At 60.4% G+C, this 17,063-nt stretch carries 19 protein-coding genes; 14 read left to right on the top strand and 5 right to left on the bottom strand.

The window, feature by feature from the left end:
- The first annotated feature begins 145 nt into the window (after positions 1–145).
- Positions 146–1,054 (top strand): 50S ribosomal protein L3 N(5)-glutamine methyltransferase, encoded by a 909-nt coding sequence (prmB, locus tag ACOZJV_RS21225; RefSeq protein WP_421548414.1) that lies wholly within the window; start codon positions 146–148, stop codon positions 1,052–1,054.
- 51 nt (positions 1,055–1,105) lie between these two features.
- On the opposite strand, the gene ACOZJV_RS21220 is transcribed toward prmB, so the two are convergent.
- Positions 1,106–1,897: a hypothetical protein gene (locus ACOZJV_RS21220; RefSeq protein ID WP_078470734.1), complete on the bottom strand. Its 792-nt coding sequence runs from the start codon at positions 1,895–1,897 to the stop codon at positions 1,106–1,108.
- Positions 1,898–1,996: 99 nt separating this feature from the next.
- Positions 1,997–2,950 carry an alpha/beta hydrolase gene (locus ACOZJV_RS21215; RefSeq protein ID WP_020299599.1) on the bottom strand — a complete coding sequence of 318 codons (954 nt, stop codon included), beginning with the start codon at positions 2,948–2,950 and terminating at the stop codon, positions 1,997–1,999.
- 141 nt (positions 2,951–3,091) lie between these two features.
- On the opposite strand from ACOZJV_RS21215, the gene aroC reads away from it, so the two are divergent.
- The 5 genes from aroC (at position 3,092) to mtnC (ending at position 7,326) form a co-directional block, all read left to right on the top strand.
- Positions 3,092–4,183 (top strand): chorismate synthase, encoded by a 1,092-nt coding sequence (aroC, locus tag ACOZJV_RS21210; protein WP_421548413.1) that lies wholly within the window; start codon positions 3,092–3,094, stop codon positions 4,181–4,183.
- Positions 4,184–4,217: 34 nt separating this feature from the next.
- On the top strand, positions 4,218–5,369 hold the full coding sequence (locus tag ACOZJV_RS21205; protein ID WP_201131936.1) for an MFS transporter: 1,152 nt from the start codon (positions 4,218–4,220) through the stop codon (positions 5,367–5,369).
- Positions 5,366–5,986 carry a methylthioribulose 1-phosphate dehydratase gene (locus tag ACOZJV_RS21200; protein ID WP_421548412.1) on the top strand — a complete coding sequence of 207 codons (621 nt, stop codon included), beginning with the start codon at positions 5,366–5,368 and terminating at the stop codon, positions 5,984–5,986. Before ACOZJV_RS21205 ends, ACOZJV_RS21200 begins: the two co-directional genes overlap by 4 nt.
- 106 nt (positions 5,987–6,092) lie before the next feature.
- On the top strand, positions 6,093–6,638 hold the full coding sequence (locus ACOZJV_RS21195; protein ID WP_078470730.1) for a 1,2-dihydroxy-3-keto-5-methylthiopentene dioxygenase: 546 nt from the start codon (positions 6,093–6,095) through the stop codon (positions 6,636–6,638).
- A gap of 4 nt (positions 6,639–6,642) precedes the next feature.
- On the top strand, positions 6,643–7,326 hold the full coding sequence (gene mtnC / locus ACOZJV_RS21190) for an acireductone synthase (RefSeq protein ID WP_078470729.1): 684 nt from the start codon (positions 6,643–6,645) through the stop codon (positions 7,324–7,326).
- Positions 7,327–7,383: 57 nt separating this feature from the next.
- On the opposite strand, the gene ACOZJV_RS21185 is transcribed toward mtnC, so the two are convergent.
- Positions 7,384–7,662: a DUF3509 domain-containing protein gene (locus tag ACOZJV_RS21185; RefSeq protein WP_020299605.1), complete on the bottom strand. Its 279-nt coding sequence runs from the start codon at positions 7,660–7,662 to the stop codon at positions 7,384–7,386.
- A 501-nt stretch (positions 7,663–8,163) separates the two neighbouring features.
- On the opposite strand from ACOZJV_RS21185, the gene ACOZJV_RS21180 reads away from it, so the two are divergent.
- From ACOZJV_RS21180 to ACOZJV_RS21155, 6 genes are all read left to right on the top strand, one after another.
- Positions 8,164–10,002 (top strand): long-chain-acyl-CoA synthetase, encoded by a 1,839-nt coding sequence (locus ACOZJV_RS21180; RefSeq protein WP_421548411.1) that lies wholly within the window; start codon positions 8,164–8,166, stop codon positions 10,000–10,002.
- Positions 10,003–10,099: 97 nt separating this feature from the next.
- On the top strand, positions 10,100–10,618 hold the full coding sequence (locus ACOZJV_RS21175; protein WP_020299607.1) for an ankyrin repeat domain-containing protein: 519 nt from the start codon (positions 10,100–10,102) through the stop codon (positions 10,616–10,618).
- Positions 10,619–10,714: 96 nt separating this feature from the next.
- Positions 10,715–11,245: a hypothetical protein gene (locus ACOZJV_RS21170; protein ID WP_078470726.1), complete on the top strand. Its 531-nt coding sequence runs from the start codon at positions 10,715–10,717 to the stop codon at positions 11,243–11,245.
- 83 nt (positions 11,246–11,328) lie between these two features.
- Positions 11,329–11,520, top strand: coding sequence for a PLDc N-terminal domain-containing protein (locus ACOZJV_RS21165; protein ID WP_020299609.1), 192 nt, complete (start codon positions 11,329–11,331; stop codon positions 11,518–11,520).
- 227 nt (positions 11,521–11,747) lie between these two features.
- A complete protein-coding gene (gene speE, locus ACOZJV_RS21160) occupies positions 11,748–12,623 on the top strand; it encodes a polyamine aminopropyltransferase (protein ID WP_421548410.1) in 876 nt (291 codons plus the stop codon).
- Positions 12,624–12,920: 297 nt separating this feature from the next.
- Positions 12,921–15,014 (top strand): LTA synthase family protein, encoded by a 2,094-nt coding sequence (locus tag ACOZJV_RS21155; RefSeq protein WP_078470725.1) that lies wholly within the window; start codon positions 12,921–12,923, stop codon positions 15,012–15,014.
- Positions 15,015–15,083: 69 nt separating this feature from the next.
- On the opposite strand, the gene ACOZJV_RS21150 is transcribed toward ACOZJV_RS21155, so the two are convergent.
- On the bottom strand, positions 15,084–15,242 hold the full coding sequence (locus ACOZJV_RS21150; protein WP_177323429.1) for a DUF3309 family protein: 159 nt from the start codon (positions 15,240–15,242) through the stop codon (positions 15,084–15,086).
- Positions 15,243–15,575: 333 nt separating this feature from the next.
- On the opposite strand from ACOZJV_RS21150, the gene ACOZJV_RS21145 reads away from it, so the two are divergent.
- On the top strand, positions 15,576–16,391 hold the full coding sequence (locus ACOZJV_RS21145) for an SDR family oxidoreductase (RefSeq protein WP_020299613.1): 816 nt from the start codon (positions 15,576–15,578) through the stop codon (positions 16,389–16,391).
- Positions 16,392–16,455: 64 nt separating this feature from the next.
- Positions 16,456–16,788, top strand: coding sequence for a YnfA family protein (locus ACOZJV_RS21140; RefSeq protein WP_078470724.1), 333 nt, complete (start codon positions 16,456–16,458; stop codon positions 16,786–16,788).
- Between the two features lie 28 nt (positions 16,789–16,816).
- Here ACOZJV_RS21140 and ACOZJV_RS21135 read toward each other — a convergent pair whose 3' ends face one another.
- Positions 16,817–17,044 (bottom strand): YheU family protein, encoded by a 228-nt coding sequence (locus ACOZJV_RS21135; protein ID WP_421548409.1) that lies wholly within the window; start codon positions 17,042–17,044, stop codon positions 16,817–16,819.
- Positions 17,045–17,063: the final 19 nt, after the last annotated feature.

Raw genomic sequence — 17,063 nt, 5'->3', positions numbered from 1 at the left:
GCCGTTGTTGGCTTACAGCCGTGTCAAGGGCCGCGTGCAATGGCGTCCGACGACGAAAAACGGCTCCGGTGCCGGGTTTTTTCAAGCGTCGTCGGGGAGCGTTTAGGCTGCTAGAATTGCCAGTCGTTTTTTCAGGAGTCTGCCCGTGATCACTTCCCGCCTGCGCACCTTGCGCGACCACATCCGCTGGGCTGTCAGCCGTTTTCATGGGGAGGATCTTTTTTTCGGCCATGGGACCGACAATGCCTGGGATGAAGCCCGCCAGTTGGTACTGGGAGCCCTGCATCTGCCGTGGGAAATCGCCGACAGTTATCTGGATTGCGCGCTGGAGGACGATGAGCTGGTCAACCTGCAACGGCTGCTCAAGCGTCGGATCGAAGAGCGCATCCCCACCGCCTACCTGTTGGGCGAGGCCTGGTTCTGTGGCTTGTCGTTCATTGTCGACGAGCGTGTGCTGATCCCGCGTTCGCCGATTGGCGAGCTGATCGAAAAACGCTTTGCGCCCTGGTTGGGCCGCGAGCCTGCGCGGATTCTCGATCTGTGCACCGGGTCCGGCTGCATCGGTATTGCCTGTGCCTACGAATTCCAGAGTGCCGAAGTGGTACTCGCCGACCTGTCGTTCGAAGCCCTTGAAGTAGCCAATCAGAACATCGAGCGCCATGGCGTCGATGAACGTGTATTCACCGTGCAGGGCGACGGGTTTGACGGGTTACCGGGGCAGCGGTTCGACTTGATCGTGTCCAACCCGCCCTATGTCGACGCCGAAGATTTTGCCGACATGCCCGATGAGTATCAGCACGAACCGGAGCTGGGCCTGGCCTGTGGTGAAGACGGCCTGAACCTGGTGCGACGCATGCTGGCCGAGGCCGGCGAGCACCTGACCGAGAAGGGCTTGTTGATCGTCGAGGTCGGTAACAGCCAGGTGCATGTCGAGGCGCTGTATCCGGAAGTCGACTTCGCCTGGCTCGACTTCGCACGTGGCGGCCATGGCGTGTTCATGCTGACCGCCGAGCAGTGCCTAGCGCATCAGGGGCTGTTTGCCTCCCGCGTCTGAGGCATGAAAAAGCCCGCTCGATGGCGGGCTTTTACGTGACAACACGGATGTTCAGCGGTGGGTGGCGATCCAGATCAGCAGCCCGGCCTGGAACACCGCAAAGGCCACCAGGCAACTGATGGTAAAGCGCAGCCCGGTGTCTTCGCGTTTGTACTTGCTGACCTTTTCGTCCTGCTTGCGCAGTTTGCCTTCCAGCTCTTCGAGGTTCTGTTCGGCTTGCTGGAGCATCTGTGCGGCTTCGAGGATTTCCACGAACTGCAGCTTCTCGGTGTTCCACTTGTCCAGCAGCTCACCGACCTGCACCGCCTTCACGCTGCCCTTCAAGTGCTGGGCATCGGCGTAGACCACATCAAAGCCCTGGGTGCGCAGCACGTGGTCGCGGCGCAGGCGCGTGTCTTCGTTCAGCGCATCCTTGTTCGCCAGGTCAAAGCCTTCGATCCGATAGTGCGACCACTTCTTCTGCGCCCAAATCGCCGCCTGGGCCAGCAGGAAGCGGCCGATGCCGCGGTTTGCCGGTTCGATCTGCAAACCGCTTTCCGGCTGGAACGTGACGCTGTGGGTGGCATGGTCGACCCACAAATCCAGATGATTCTGTTCCTTGCGTACCCGTTGCCCGGGCAACGAAATACTCATGCGCAACAAGCTGTGCTCTTTGTTACTGCGCTCGGCATAACCGAACTCCACAAAACGCAAAGGCCGCCCACCGGTGGCGCGATCAGTCTGCAGCGGTGCCAGGCGGAGCATCTTATGGTGCTCGGCATGCACATCCGCCCACGGCCGCTCGACCGCCTCCGGGGCGGGTTTGTCGAGTTCGGTGTCGGTTGAATTCGGGGTTTCAGTCATAACGGCGAGGTCCTGTCCAAGCGCTGCTTGCCGACGGAAAGTAAGCGGCCGGCAAAGGCTTATCGGCCGTTTTTTTCAGGACTGGAGGGCGAAAACGCGTTAACGGATGTGAAGTCCGTCAATAAATCCGAGAATTTTCGTTCCCAGCTCGGCGGCCAGTGGCAGTTGCGGATCCTTGTAGGAGGCCAACTGACGCTTGATGTCGTTGGGCACGATGCGCATCACGTGGTTCATACCCTCGATCAGCGCCAGCTGCGCATCCGGCTTGGCGGCCTTGAGCATTTGCGCATCGCCGACGCCGACCTGGATGTCGTTGCTGCCCTGGATGATCAGGGCCGGCATTTTCAGTCTGGCAAAGGCGGCGGACGGGTCTTCCCGGAACAGGGTGATCAGGTAGGGCTGGACGCTGGGGCGGAAGATCACCTGCAGTTGCGGCGGCACGTCTTCATCCACCCGGCCGGCCTTGAGGCTGTCCAGGAGTTCGTTGGCGCGCAGCATCAGCGCGGGTGGCAGGCGGTAGCTCAACTGCTGGCGCAGTACCTGGTCGACTGGGCGCGCGGTGCCGGACACTGAAATGACCGCCGCCGCATCCAGTTGTGGAGCGGCGAGGGTGGCAATCAGCGCACCTTCACTGTGGCCAAGCACGATCAGCGGGCCCAGGCGCGAGTCGGCCTTGAGCTTCTGGCCCCAGGCCACGGCGTCCGACACGTAGGCGTCGAGGGTCAGGTTGCGTTCGTCCGGGGTCGCGGCCAGGCTGGCGGCGACCCCGCGCTTGTCGTAGCGCACGCTGGCGATGTTGTGCTTGGCCAGCACCCAGGCCAGGCGCTTGAGGCTGTCATTGCGCCCGCCGTCCGGGTTGTTGCCGTCGCGATCGGTGGGCCCGGAGCCGGAGATGATCAGCACCACCGGCACCGGCTGCTCGGATTTGGGCAGTAGCAGCGAGCCATAGAGTTCGCCGTGCCCGGTGTCCAGGCTGATCGGGCGTTGCAATACGGCGGCCTGGACCAGGCCGGTGAACAGGGTAAGGCTCAAGAGGAGAACTCGCAGCATCATCACGCCATCATGGATAAGGTGCCGGTTGGACTTCCCGGTACGGATAAGGTTCGAGGATGAACTAGTCCGATAGCCTGCGTATACTGGCGCGCTCAGTAATCCTGATTGAGTTATTTCGGCTGATTTCACGGAGCTCCCCGCATGTCCGGCAATACCTACGGCAAGCTGTTCACTGTCACCACCGCGGGCGAAAGCCATGGTCCGGCGTTGGTCGCCATTGTCGACGGCTGCCCGCCGGGCCTCGAGCTGTCGCTGGACGATCTGCAACGTGACCTGGACCGGCGCAAACCCGGCACCAGCCGCCATACCACCCAGCGTCAGGAGCCCGATGAGGTCGAGATCCTTTCCGGGGTATTCGAAGGCAAGACCACGGGCTGCGCCATCGGTCTGCTGATCCGCAATACCGACCAGAAGTCCAAGGATTACTCGGCGATCAAGGATCTGTTTCGCCCCGCTCACGCCGACTACACCTACCACCATAAATACGGCGTACGCGACTACCGTGGCGGCGGACGCAGTTCGGCGCGGGAAACCGCCATGCGCGTCGCGGCCGGTGCCATTGCCAAGAAGTTCCTGGCCACCCAAGGCATTGTGGTCCGCGGCTACATGAGCCAGCTGGGCCCGATCGAGATCCCGTTCAAGACCTGGGACTCGGTGGAAGACAACGCCTTTTTCAGCCCCGACCCGGACAAAGTGCCGGAGCTGGAGGCCTATATGGACCAGTTGCGCCGCGACCAGGATTCGGTCGGAGCCAAGATCACGGTAGTCGCCGAAGGCGTGATGCCGGGCCTGGGCGAGCCGATTTTCGATCGCCTGGACGCCGAACTGGCCCACGCGCTGATGAGCATCAATGCGGTCAAGGGCGTGGAGATCGGCGCCGGCTTTGCCTGCGTTGCCCAGCGCGGCACCGAACACCGTGACGAACTGACCCCGGAAGGTTTCCTCAGCAACAACGCCGGCGGCATCCTCGGCGGGATCTCTTCGGGACAGCCGATCATTGCCCACCTGGCACTCAAGCCAACCTCCAGCATCACCACTGCGGGCCGTTCCATCGACGTTGATGGCAACCCGGTGGACGTCATCACCAAGGGCCGTCACGACCCGTGCGTCGGCATTCGCGCCACGCCGATCGCCGAGGCGATGATGGCCATCGTGCTGATGGATCACCTGCTGCGTCATCGCGGGCAGAATGCCGACGTGCGCGTCAGCACGCCGGTGCTGGGCCAGTTGTAATGGCGGTCCTGCCAGTCGCCACGGTCTGAACGCCGTGGCGGCGCTCCCGTACTGGCGGCTCTCCAGTTTCTACCTGTTCTATTTCGCCTTGCTGGGGTCGACCGCGCCGTTTCTTGCGCTGTATTTCGACCACCTGGGGTTTTCCAGCGCGCGCATTGGCGAGTTGGTGGCCATCCCCATGCTGATGCGCTGCGTGGCGCCCAATATCTGGGGCTGGCTGGGGGACTACAGCGGGCGGCGCTTGGCTATCGTGCGTTTTGGCGCGATCTGCACGTTGCTGAGTTTTTCGCTGATTTTCATCAGCAAGACCTACGCCTGGCTGGCGATGGTCATGGCCCTGCACGCCTTCTTCTGGCACGCGGTGCTGCCCCAGTTCGAAGTGATCACCCTGGCCCATCTGCGGGGCCAGCCCGCACGCTACAGCCAGATCCGCCTGTGGGGCTCGATCGGTTTTATCCTGGCGGTGGTCATCATCGGGCGCCTGTTCGAATGGCTGAGCCTGGATATCTACCCGGTGACGCTGGTGGTGATCATGTCCGGAATCGTACTCAGCAGCGCCTGGGTGCCCAATGCCCAGCCTGCGACCCAAGGCAGCAACAGCTCGGCGGGTTCGGGGTTTCTCAAGCAACTGCGGGTGCCGGGCGTCCTGGCGTTTTATCTATGCGTGGCCTTGATGCAGTTGAGCCATGGCCCGTATAACACCTTCCTCACGTTGCACCTGGAGCGACTCGGTTACAGCCGTGGGTTGATCGGCCTGTTGTGGGCGCTGGGGGTGGTGGCCGAAGTGCTGATGTTTCTGGCCATGAGCCGGATCCTGGCGCGCTTTTCAGTACGCCGGGTGCTGCTGGCGAGTGTGCTGCTGGCGGCCTTGCGCTGGCTGCTGCTGGGGGAGTTTGCCGAGTACCTCGGGGTCTTGTTGCTGGCCCAGGTGCTGCACGCGGCGACATTCGGCAGCTTTCATGCGGCTGCCATTCATTTCGTGCAACGTAGTTTCGGTGCCCGCCAGCAGGGTCAGGGCCAGGCGCTGTATGCCGCCTTGGCCGGTGCCGGCGGGGCCATGGGGGCCTTGTATTCCGGTTACAGCTGGAATGCCCTGGGACCTGTGTTGACCTTTAGTATTGCCAGCGTCGCAGCTTTGGCTGCAGCCGTTATCATTGCCACACGTATGCAAGAGGACAGGCCATGAGCCTTACCCGTGAACAGCTCGCCCAGGAAATCATCGATGCCGGGCGCTTTCTTTATGGCCGCGGCTGGTCGCCGGCCACCAGCAGCAACTATTCGGCCCGCCTGTCGTCGACCGAGGCTTTGCTCACGGTCTCTGGCAAGCATAAGGGGCAGTTGGGGGTGGACGATGTGCTGGCCACCGACCTGGCCGGCAACAGCCTGGAACCGGGGAAGAAGCCGTCGGCGGAAACCCTGCTGCACACCCAGCTCTACAGTTGGCACCCGCAGATCGGTGCGGTATTGCATACCCATTCGGTGAACGCCACAGTGCTCTCGCGCCTGACCCCGGGGACCGTGATCGAGTTCGAAGACTACGAATTGCAGAAAGCCTTCAGCGGCGTCTCGACCCACGAGTCGCGGGTACGGGTACCGATTTTTGACAATGATCAGGACATTGCGCGCCTGGCAGCCAAGGTCCAGCCCTGGCTGGAGGCCCACCCGGATTGCGTCGGCTACCTGATTCGCGGCCATGGCCTGTACACCTGGGGCGCACGCATGAGTGATGCGCTGCGCCAGATCGAGGCTTTTGAGTTTCTGTTCGAATGCGAGTTGAAGACCCGCGCGATCCTGAACCGTTAAACCGTCAAGGCTTTCTTCGACCGAAGTAGCCATCGCCTGATGAAGTGCCTCGCCTGACCGGTGTGTAAAAGCCGGAAGGCGGGACGAAGACCTAGGAGTTGCCATTATGAGCAGCCTGTCCGTTTACCACGTATCCAGCCCGGACCTGCCAAACAAGGTCCTGACCCATTTCGACGATATCGCTTCGACCCTGGCCGAGCAGGGCGTGCGTTTCGATCGCTGGCAAGCTGCTAGCAAGATCGAGCCGGGTGCCAGCCAGGAAGAAGTGATCGCCGCCTACCAGGTGCAGATCGATCGCCTGATGACCGAGCGCGGCTACATCACCGTCGATGTCATCAGCCTCAACAGCGATCATCCGCAAAAAGCTGAATTGCGCGCCAAGTTCCTCGACGAGCACCGACACGGCGAAGATGAAGTACGGTTTTTCGTCGCCGGGCGTGGGCTGTTTACCCTGCATATCGATGATTATGTGTACGCGGTGCTGTGTGAGAAAAACGACCTGATCTCGGTGCCAGCTGGCACCCCGCACTGGTTTGACATGGGCGAGCACCCGCATTTCGTTGCCATCCGCCTGTTCAATAATGCAGAAGGTTGGGTCGCTCAATTCACCGGCGAAGACATCGCCAGCCGTTTCCCACGCCTGGAGGATTGAGCGGATGCCGATCAAGGCCATTCTGACCGACATTGAAGGCACCACCAGCGCGGTGAGTTTCGTGTTTGATGTGCTGTTTCCCTACGCTGCCACGCATTTGCCCGACTTTGTTCGCCAGCACGCCACCCGCGCAGATGTGGCCGAGCAGTTGCAGGCGGTGCGCCAGGACAGCGGCGAAACGGCGGCGGATGTGGAGCGGGTGATCGAGATCCTGCTGGGCTGGATCGCCGAAGACCGCAAGGCCACGCCGCTCAAGGCATTGCAGGGCATGGTCTGGGAGCAGGGTTATCAGGCCGGCCAGCTCAAAGGGCATGTCTACCCCGACGCGGTCGAAGCGCTGCAGCGCTGGCATCAGCAAGGTTATGAGTTGTATGTCTACTCGTCTGGCTCGATCCAGGCGCAGAAACTGATCTTCGGCTGTTCGGATGCCGGGGATCTGTCTGGGCTGTTCAGCGGGTATTTCGACACCACTTCAGGCCCCAAGCGCGAGGAGCAATCCTATCGCCGCATCAGCCAGGCCATGGCTTGCCCGGCGGCGCAGGTGCTGTTCCTGTCGGATATCGTCCAGGAACTGGACGCAGCCAAAGCCGCCGGCATGGCCACTTGTGGACTGGTGCGCGACGGCGGGGAATTGCTGGGGCATCTCAATGTAACGAGCTTTGCCGATATCGATCCGGCCAGCTTCTAAAACGAAGGCCGTGTCAGCGCAAGGCTGGCACGGCCTGAGGTGTGGCGCGAGCTTCACTCAAACGGAGTGATAGGTCGGCAGGGCGAAGCGATTCTGGCTTTGCAGCATGGAAATCTGTGGCAACTCGCTGGCTTGTTCGGCCAGGTCGCGACGAATCGCACTGATCACCCAAGACAACTGGTCACCGGCATGCAACTGCGCGTAGGAGATCGACCGTTTGAACTGTCGGCCTTCGCTATTGCGCAATGTGAGCAGGATGCCGCCGTCAGGACGTGGCTGGGTGGTGACTTCGAAGTTGGAGAACAGCGACGAAAATTTTTCTTGGATCAGGCTCATGTCTATCAGCTCCGTTAGCTCTTGAATGGCAAGCGTGGAGTGATAGGTGCAGCGATTGTGCCAGTATTTGATTTTAATAAAACTCTATTAAAATCAACACGTTACAAATTATCCGATTTTTCTTTTTCGTGCATATTGCATGAATGGCCATCGTGCATCCTGCATTTTGCGTGGTTCGGGCGGGCTCTGGCGCTCGATCCGGGTACCGCTGTGACCCTGGCACCGTCCTAAAAATTCCATGGCTCAGACTTGCGGTCGGCAATTTTTCCCCAGGGCAGGCGTTGCCAAGGGATACAAAACTTTGCAAAAACCACGTGTACAGTCCGAGAACGGCTGACGTATTTTTCAGCCTGCAACGCTGCCTCACGGCTGTCGTGGCCAAGCGTTGTGCCAGCTGTTTACGGGAGTTGCCGAGTAGTGCCGGTTATCACGACAAGGAAAGTCATGAGCGGCGGATTGCGAGGTCCGCTCGACCGAATAATAAGAAACAGGATGGGATCCATGAACAGCAATCAAAGCGACATGATCACCTGGGGCATGATAATTCGTAAGTTGCCGTCCATTGCCCGGGCGTTGCCTCGGGTGCTCAAGGGCATGAAAGCGGCCAACGTCGAGAAACCTGATCAAGCCTGCGGTCTGGGCTGGACCTTCGAACAGGCAACACAGCGCAATCCCGATGGCGCGGCGCTGCTCTATGGCAACCAGCGGCTGACTTATACACAGGTCAACCAATGGGCCAACCGCATCACTCATTACCTGCAGCAACAGGGCCTGGGCAAGGGCGATGTGGTGGCGATCTTCATTGAGAACCGCCCGGAACTGCTGGTGACGGTGCTGGCGGTGGCCAAGCTGGGTGGCATCTGCGCAATGCTCAATACGGCGCAGACCCAGGGCGTGCTCGCGCACAGCCTGAATCTGGTCAAGCCGGCAGCGATTGTGGTTGGTGGCGAACTGGTCGCGGCCTATTCCGCGGTTCGCCCGCAGTTGGCGATCGACGCGCAGCGGACCTGGTTTGTTGCCGATCAACAGACCTTTGTCGATCCGGGCGAGGCGCCCGAGGGCTACATCAATCTGATCAGCGCCAGCGCCGATTCGCCATCGAGCAATCCGCCGAGCACCCAGCAGATCTACCTCGATGACCCGTGCTTCTACATCTATACCTCCGGTACCACCGGCCTGCCCAAGGCCGGGATCTTCAAGCACGGGCGCTGGATGCGCACCTCCGCCAGCTTCGGCACCATCGCCCTGAATATGCAGCCCGAAGACGTGGTCTATTGCACCTTGCCGCTGTACCACGCCACCGGGCTTTGTGTGTGCTGGGGTTCGGCCATTGTCGGCGCCTCGGGGTTTGCGATCCGGCGCAAGTTCAGTGCCAGCCGGTTCTGGGATGACGTACGACAATTCAATGCCACCACCCTGGGTTATGTCGGCGAACTCTGCCGCTACCTGATCGATCAGCCGCCCAGCGCCCGGGACCGTGACAACCCAGTGTTGAAGATGATCGGCAATGGCCTGCGCCCGGGCGTCTGGGCCGAGTTCAAGCAACGTTTCGGAGTCGGGCATATCTGCGAGCTGTACGCCGCCAGCGACGGCAATATCGGTTTCACCAACGTGCTCAACTTCAACAACACCATTGGGTTTTCCCTGGCGTCCTGGGCCTTGGTGGAGTACGCCCACGACACGGGGGAACCGATCCGCAACAGTGCCGGGTTCATGCAGAAGGTCGCCAAGGGCGGGCAGGGCCTGCTGTTGGCGAAGATCGATGACAAGGCGCCTCTGGACGGCTACACCGAGCCAGAGAAAAACCGCAAGGTCACGCTGTGCGATGTGTTCGAGAAGGGCGATCGCTATTTCAACACCGGCGATCTGCTGCGCGATATCGGTTTTGGCCATGCGCAATTCGTCGACCGCCTGGGCGATACCTATCGCTGGAAGGGCGAAAACGTCTCCACCACCGAGGTCGAGAATATCTTCCTGCAACACCCCCATATCGCCGAGGCCGTGGCCTACGGAGTGCAAGTGCACAACACCAACGGCCGTGCCGGAATGGCGGCGATCACCCCGGCCGAGTCCCTGGCGACCCTGGATTTTCGCGACCTGCTGCAATTTGCCCGGGAGCAGATGCCGGCGTATGCCGTGCCGCTGTTCCTGCGGGTGAAGGTCAAGATGGAAACCACCGGCACCTTCAAATACCAGAAAACCCGGCTCAAGGAAGAAGCCTTCGACCCCGCCAAGACCGGTGACGACCCAATCTATGCCTGGCTGCCAGGCTCGGATACCTATGTGCAGGTAACTGAACAGACGGTGCTGGATATCCAGGCGGGCAAATTCCGTTATTGATTCTGGCTATGGCCGCTCTTGAGAAAAAAGGGGTGACAGGGCCGGGGCGGCTTAAGGAAACTAGCGCCTTTGCAATTTGCCGAATGTGGAGTTTCCGATGACAGACAACAGCCGCCAGATGACCCAGGAAGAAGCTGAGGAATTTGCCGAGCAGGTGTTCAACGTGGCCCGCCAGGGTGACGCATTGATGCTCGACAGGCTGGTGAGCAACGGCCTGCCGATCAACCTGCGCAACCATAAGGGCGACACTTTGCTGATGCTCGCCAGCTACCACGGCCACCTGGACGCGGTGCAAGTGCTGCTCAAACACAAGGCCGACCCGGAGATTCGCAACGATAACGGGCAGAGCCCGATTGCCGGCGCGGCGTTCAAGGGCGACCTGGCGGTGGTCAAGGCGTTGGTCGAGGGCGGCGCCGAGGTTGAAGGTTCGTCCTTCGACGGCCGTACCGCGCTGATGATGGCCGCGATGTTCAACCGCACCGAGATCGTCGACTACCTGATCAGCCAGGGCGCCGACCCCAAGGGCCGCGACGCGAATGGCGTGAGTGCGCTGGAGGCGGCCAAGACCATGGGCGCCAAGGACACGATCGCGCAGCTTGAGCGCCTGCTGGGCTGACCGCAGGGGAGGGCGAGGGCGCAACACCCTCGCCGCCGCCTGGCCTTTGCGCTATCCTGCGCGCCCGAAAAAATCACTCGCCTTCAGGATGCACCCATGAAAACCGCCCTAATCGAACTCATCGGCAAAATCAGCTCCGGGTGCATGGGCGATGCTGAAATCGAGCAAATCGCCACCGACGCGGCGCAAGCCTACGCCGACCCCGAAGCGTTTCTGACGGCCAATCCGGACATCAACTACGACGATACTTTCCCGATCCCGCTGGGTGAGTGGGTGGTAGTGGGTAGTCTGCCGGACACCGTGCTGTTCCAGGCCGATACCTATGTCGACCTGTTCGCCCAGATCGTCGACTCGTTCGGCCCGGGCGTGACCTTCAACATCAAGCCCAAGCAACTGGCGAAGACCGAGGCGTTGACTGCCCTCAACCGCATTCAGATCCAGATGGCCAGCATGAACCCGGAAAACGGCGGTTATGTGCTGATGAATTTCAGCCAACTGCTGGATGACGAGCTGCAACTGGTGCTGGTGTATGGCAACGACGTGCCGCGCGTCCTGGAGTTGTGCGCCGAGGTAGGGATCGCCGCTGCGCCGTCCCTGGAAGCACTCAAAGTCGCGATTCACGTTTAAAGCCGGCGATCTGCGCAATAAAACGGAACCCTGGCCAGGCGCGGCTATCCTAAGGGTGCAATCCATCACTTGGGAGCAACACCATGGGATCCACCTTCAATGGCCTTATCGGCCTGATTATTCTGGCGCTGGATATCTGGGCGATCATCAACGTTCTGAAAAGTAGCGCAGAAACCGGGATGAAAATCATCTGGGTGCTGCTGATCATCCTGTTGCCGGTGCTGGGCCTGATTATCTGGGCGATCGCCGGGCCACGAGGCAATGTGCGGATCTGACCCGATGCGGGTGTAACAGCCCCCGAGCCCCGGCAACGGCTGCCGGGTGATTCATGCCGTGGCCCGGGCCGGGCATGAAAGTCGAACCAGAAGGTTCGACCTGTCATGTTCGGCGACGTAGAATGCGCGCCTTTCCTTGGTTGAATGCCCACACGCAGGTGCCGGCATCCGACCATCATGGGCGGGTAACCGTCCGTTGCCACCAGCATTTATCGGGGGACTTACCCATGAGCAGCACCAAGACCAGCGAATACCTAGAAACCCTCTACGAAGGCTACGGCCAGCGTTTTCGCGTGGAAAAAATGCTTCACGAAGTGCGCACCGAGCACCAGCACCTGGTGATTTTCGAAAACCCGCGCATGGGCCGGGTCATGGCGTTGGACGGTGTGATCCAGACCACCGAGGCTGACGAATACATCTACCACGAGATGCTGACCCACGTGCCGATCCTCGCCCACGGCACGGCCAAGCGCGTGCTGATCATCGGCGGCGGTGACGGCGGCATGTTGCGTGAAGTGACCAAGCACCGCAGTATCGAACACATCACGATGGTCGAGATCGACGGCACCGTGGTCGAAATGTGCAAGGAGTTTCTGCCCAACCACTCCAAGGGTGCGTTCGATGATCCACGCCTGAACCTGGTGATCGACGATGGCATGCGCTTCGTCGCTACCACCGAAGAGAAGTTCGACGTGATCATTTCGGACTCCACCGACCCGATCGGCCCGGGTGAAGTCCTGTTCTCGGAAAACTTCTACCAGGCTTGCCATCGCTGCCTGAATGAAGGTGGGATCCTGGTGACCCAGAACGGCACGCCGTTCATGCAACTGGGTGAAGTCCAGACCACCGCCGGCCGCCTGCGCAGCCTGTTCCCGGATTGGCACTTCTATCAGGCGGCGATTCCGACCTACATCGGCGGCGCCATGACCTTTGCCTGGGGCGCGACCGACACCGCGTATCGCAAGCTGTCCCGTGACGTCCTGCGCCAGCGTTTTGCCGGCAGCGGTATCGTGACGCGCTACTACAACCCGGAAATTCATATCGGCGCCTTTGCCCTGCCGCAATACGTCTTGCAAGCAGTGAACAAACCGAGCAACGACTGATCATCATATGGAAAGGGCCTCAGGGCCCTTTTTTATGTGACCAAATATGCGTTGCACAAAATTTTCACAAAGTTTCCAAGACAATCCGCCCGCACCGTTTCCTCTGTTTTGTGACGCAATCTCTTGCCCTAGAGCCGTTGCGGGCTTGCTTGGGTGTTTGCCAGTAATCAATGGCAATGCCACGAGTGATCGTGCAACATTTGCGCTCCGCGTATCCCCCCTGCCCCTGGTGGCGAAAAGAGGGCAGAGCGCAGCTGCATTTTTGAAACTTAAACTTCCAATGGGTCCTAAAACGACATGGCAAACCCGGACGCCCTGAGTCAGCAGCGAGCCTCGAATCGCCTGCTGCAACCGACCGTCAAATCCCACCTGGCTTATACGCTGCTGTGCGCGTTGGTCATGATGGTGATGTTCACTTTGCTGCGCGTGGCGCTGCTGGCCTACAACCGCGAGATGATCCTCGACACCCCGGCTTCGACCTTTCTCGAAGCGTTCGCCAACGGTCTGCGTTTTGACCTGCGGCTGGTGGTGTACCTGAGCATTCCGCTGTTGCTGGCACTGTTCAGCGCCAGGGCCATGGCCGCACGCGGCTTCTTCCGCTTCTGGCTGACCCTGGTATCGAGCATCGCGCTGTTCCTCGGCCTGATGGAGATGGACTTCTACCGTGAGTTCCACCAGCGCCTCAACGGCCTGGTCTTCCAGTATGTGAAGGAAGACCCGAAAACCGTGATGAGCATGCTCTGGTATGGCTTCCCGGTGGTGCGTTACCTGCTGGCGTGGGCCGTGGGTACCTGGATCCTGAGCCTGGCGTTCAAGGGCGCTGACCGTGCGACCCGCCCTCGTGGCCCCTTCAGTGGTGGCAGCATCGGCACCCGGCAGATCGCCCCCTGGTACGCCCGGGTCGGTGTGTTCGTGGTCTGCCTGCTGATCTGTGTGGTTGCAGCGCGTGGCACCTTGCGCCAGGGGCCGCCGCTGCGTTGGGGTGACGTGTACACCACCGACTCCAACTTCGCCAACCAGCTCGGCCTGAATGGCACCTTGCAACTGGTGGCGGCAGCCAAGGACCGCATGTCGGAAGACCGCGGCAACATCTGGAAAGCCACCCTGCCTCAGGAAGAGGCAACCAAGATCGTGCGCCAAATGCTGGTGATGCCGGACGAAAAACTGGTGGATGCCAACACGGCCGCCGTGCGCCGTGACTACACGCCGCCCGCCGAGAAGACCCTGCCGATCAAGAACGTGGTCGTGATCCTGATGGAAAGCATGGCCGGTCACTCGGTCGGTGCATTGGGCGCTCCCGGCAACATCACGCCGTACCTCGACAAGTTGTCCAAGGAAGGGCTGCTGTTCGACAACTTCTTCTCCAATGGCACCCATACCCACCAGGGCATGTTTGCCACCATGGCCTGCTTCCCGAACCTGCCCGGTTTCGAATACCTGATGCAGACCCCGGAAGGCAGCCACAAGTTGTCGGGCCTGCCGCAACTGCTCAGTGCTCGCAAGTACGACGATGTGTACGTCTACAACGGCGACTTCGCCTGGGATAACCAGTCGGGCTTCTTCAGCAACCAGGGCATGACCAACTTTGTCGGGCGCAACGACTTCGTCAACCCGGTGTTCTCCGATCCGACCTGGGGCGTATCCGACCAGGATATGTTCGATCGCGGCCTGGTCGAGCTCAAGGCGCGGGAGAATGGCGCACCGTTCTATGCCCTGCTGCAAACCCTGTCCAACCACACGCCTTACGCGCTGCCGACGCCGTTGCCGGTTGAGCCGGTGACCGATCGCGGCACCCTGAATGAGCATTTGACCGCCATGCGCTACGCCGACTGGGCGTTGGGCCAGTTCTTCGAGAAGGCGCGTAAAGAGCCTTACTTCAAGGAAACCCTGTTCGTGGTGGTGGGTGACCATGGCTTCGGCAACGAGCGCCAGATCACCGAAATGGACCTGGGCCGCTTCAACGTGCCGATGCTGATGATCGCGCCGGGGATCCAGGAAAAGTTCGGTCCGCGCAGCCACATCGTCGGGACCCAGGTCGACATCGTGCCGACCATCATGGGCCGCCTGGGTGGCGAAGTGCGTCACCAGTGCTGGGGCCGTGATCTGCTGAACCTGCCGGAAGGCGACACCGGGTTTGGCGTGATCAAGCCATCGGGTAGCGAGCAGACCACCGCCATTGTGACGGCGGGCGAGATCCTGGTGCTGCCGAAGGAAAAGGAAATGCTGCCCAAGATGTACCAATACCAACTGGGGACTAACCCACGAGCTGAAATCGTTCCGGACGCACCTGATACCGCCGAGATGAAACTCAAGTTGGAAGCGTTCCTGCAAACAGCCACCAAGAGTCTGATTGATAACACGGCCGGTGTTATCGATGGCAAGCCGGACTGATCAGTAAGCGCAATAAAAAAGAGGCCCTGCAAGGGCCTCTTTTTTTTCGGCTATACAATAGCGATGTGCTTATATTCGACCCAGCAGCAGCAATACCAGCAGCACTACCAGAACCACACCGATGATACCGGACGGGCCGTAACCCCAGCTTCTGGAGTGCGGGAACACCGGAAGACCACCGATCAGAAGAAGTATCAGAATAACGATCAGAATTGTGCCCATGTCGATTTCCTTATTGGAGTTTTCGGTCAAGACGCGGCTGTTTGACGACGAGGTTCAGTTATCAACTAAGCCGAACCGCTTAATAAATCCGACTCTGCACGCGGAGAAAAAATTCCAAGTATTTTTAATGTTTTTTGCACACGGGTTTATTTCTTTTAATGCTGGGGCAATTGCCCTTCGGCGCTGAACTTATTGATTCGCGCCAAGTCCCGACTCGGATTGTGCAAGGCATGGGGGCTAAGTTTGCCTGGGGCATTCAGCATTCTGATGGTACGTGGGAGAGCCAGGCTCCTTCGCTACACTGCGGCTCAACTTCCCCGGAACAACAAGGCAACTCCTATGCAAAATCGCATGATGATTACTGGCGCCGGGTCCGGCCTGGGTCGTGAAATCGCACTGCGCTGGGCTCGTGAAGGTTGGCAGTTGGCGTTGTCCGATGTCAGTGAGCCGGGCTTGCAGGAAACCCTGAAGCTGGTGCGCGAGGCGGGTGGCGATGGCTTCGTGCAGCGCTGCGATGTGCGCGACTACAGCCAATTGACCGCGTTTGCCCAGGCCTGCGAGGTGAAGCTGGGCGGTATCGATGTGATCGTCAACAACGCCGGGGTGGCCTCGGGCGGGTTTTTCAGCGAGCTGTCCCTGGAGGATTGGGACTGGCAGATTGCAATCAACCTGATGGGCGTGGTCAAGGGCTGCAAGGCGTTCCTGCCGTTGCTGGAACAGAGCAAGGGCAAGATCATCAACATCGCCTCCATGGCGGCCCTGATGCAGGGCCCGGCCATGAGCAACTACAACGTGGCCAAGGCCGGTGTGGTGGCGCTGTCGGAAAGCCTACTGATCGAGTTGGCGCAACAGGAGGTTGGGGTGCATGTGGTATGCCCGTCGTTCTTCCAGACCAACCTGCTGGATTCATTCCGTGGCCCGACCCCGGCGATGAAAGCCCAGGTCGGCAAACTGCTTGAAAGCTCGCCCATCAGCGCGGCCGACATTGCCGACTATATCTACCGTCAGGTCGCCGCCGGCGAGTTCATGATCCTGCCCCATGAGCAGGGCCGCATGGCCTGGGCCCTGAAGCAGAAGAACCCGCAGCTGCTGTACGACGAAATGACCCTGATGGCCGACAAGATGCGGGCCAAGGCCCGGCAAAGCGCAAGCTGAACTTGCCCGCTGGCCGGTGCGTCGTTAGGGTTGCCGGCATCTGGCAATCCTGACGAGACCTTGCATGCTTAATTACCTGTGGTTTTTCCTTGCCGCGCTATTTGAAATCGCTGGCTGCTACGCCTTCTGGATGTGGTTGCGCCAGGGCAAGAGTGCCTGGTGGATCATCCCCGCGCTATTGAGCCTGACCTTGTTTGCCCTGTTGTTGACCCGCGTCGAGGCCACTTATGCGGGGCGCGCCTACGCCGCCTATGGCGGGATCTACATCATCGCTTCGATTGGCTGGCTGGGGCTGGTGGAGCGGGTGCGTCCGCTGAGCTCGGACTGGCTCGGGGTGGCACTGTGTGTGATAGGCGCGAGCGTCATCCTGTTCGGCCCACGCTTCTCCAACGGCTGATCGGGCCCAATGCGGGCCCGCAGACTCTTCAGTCGAACAGGGCCTTGGGCACATCGTGCTTGAGCATCAACTGGCACTGTTCGCTCTCCGGATCGAAAACGATCAGCGCCTGACCCTTGCTCAAGGCCTGGCGCACCCGCAGCACGCGGGTTTCCAGTGGCGTGTCATCGCCATTATCGGTGCCGTCGCGGGTCACGAAGTCTTCGATCAGGCGGGTCAGGGTGTCGATTTCAAGTTGGTCGTGGGGAATCAGCATACGGGCCTCCGGCAAACAA

The sequence above is a fragment of the Pseudomonas sp. QD4 genome, assembly GCF_049199125.1.
Taxonomy (GTDB): Bacteria; Pseudomonadota; Gammaproteobacteria; order Pseudomonadales; family Pseudomonadaceae; genus Aquipseudomonas.
This window is presented reverse-complemented; position numbering and strand designations above follow the sequence as displayed.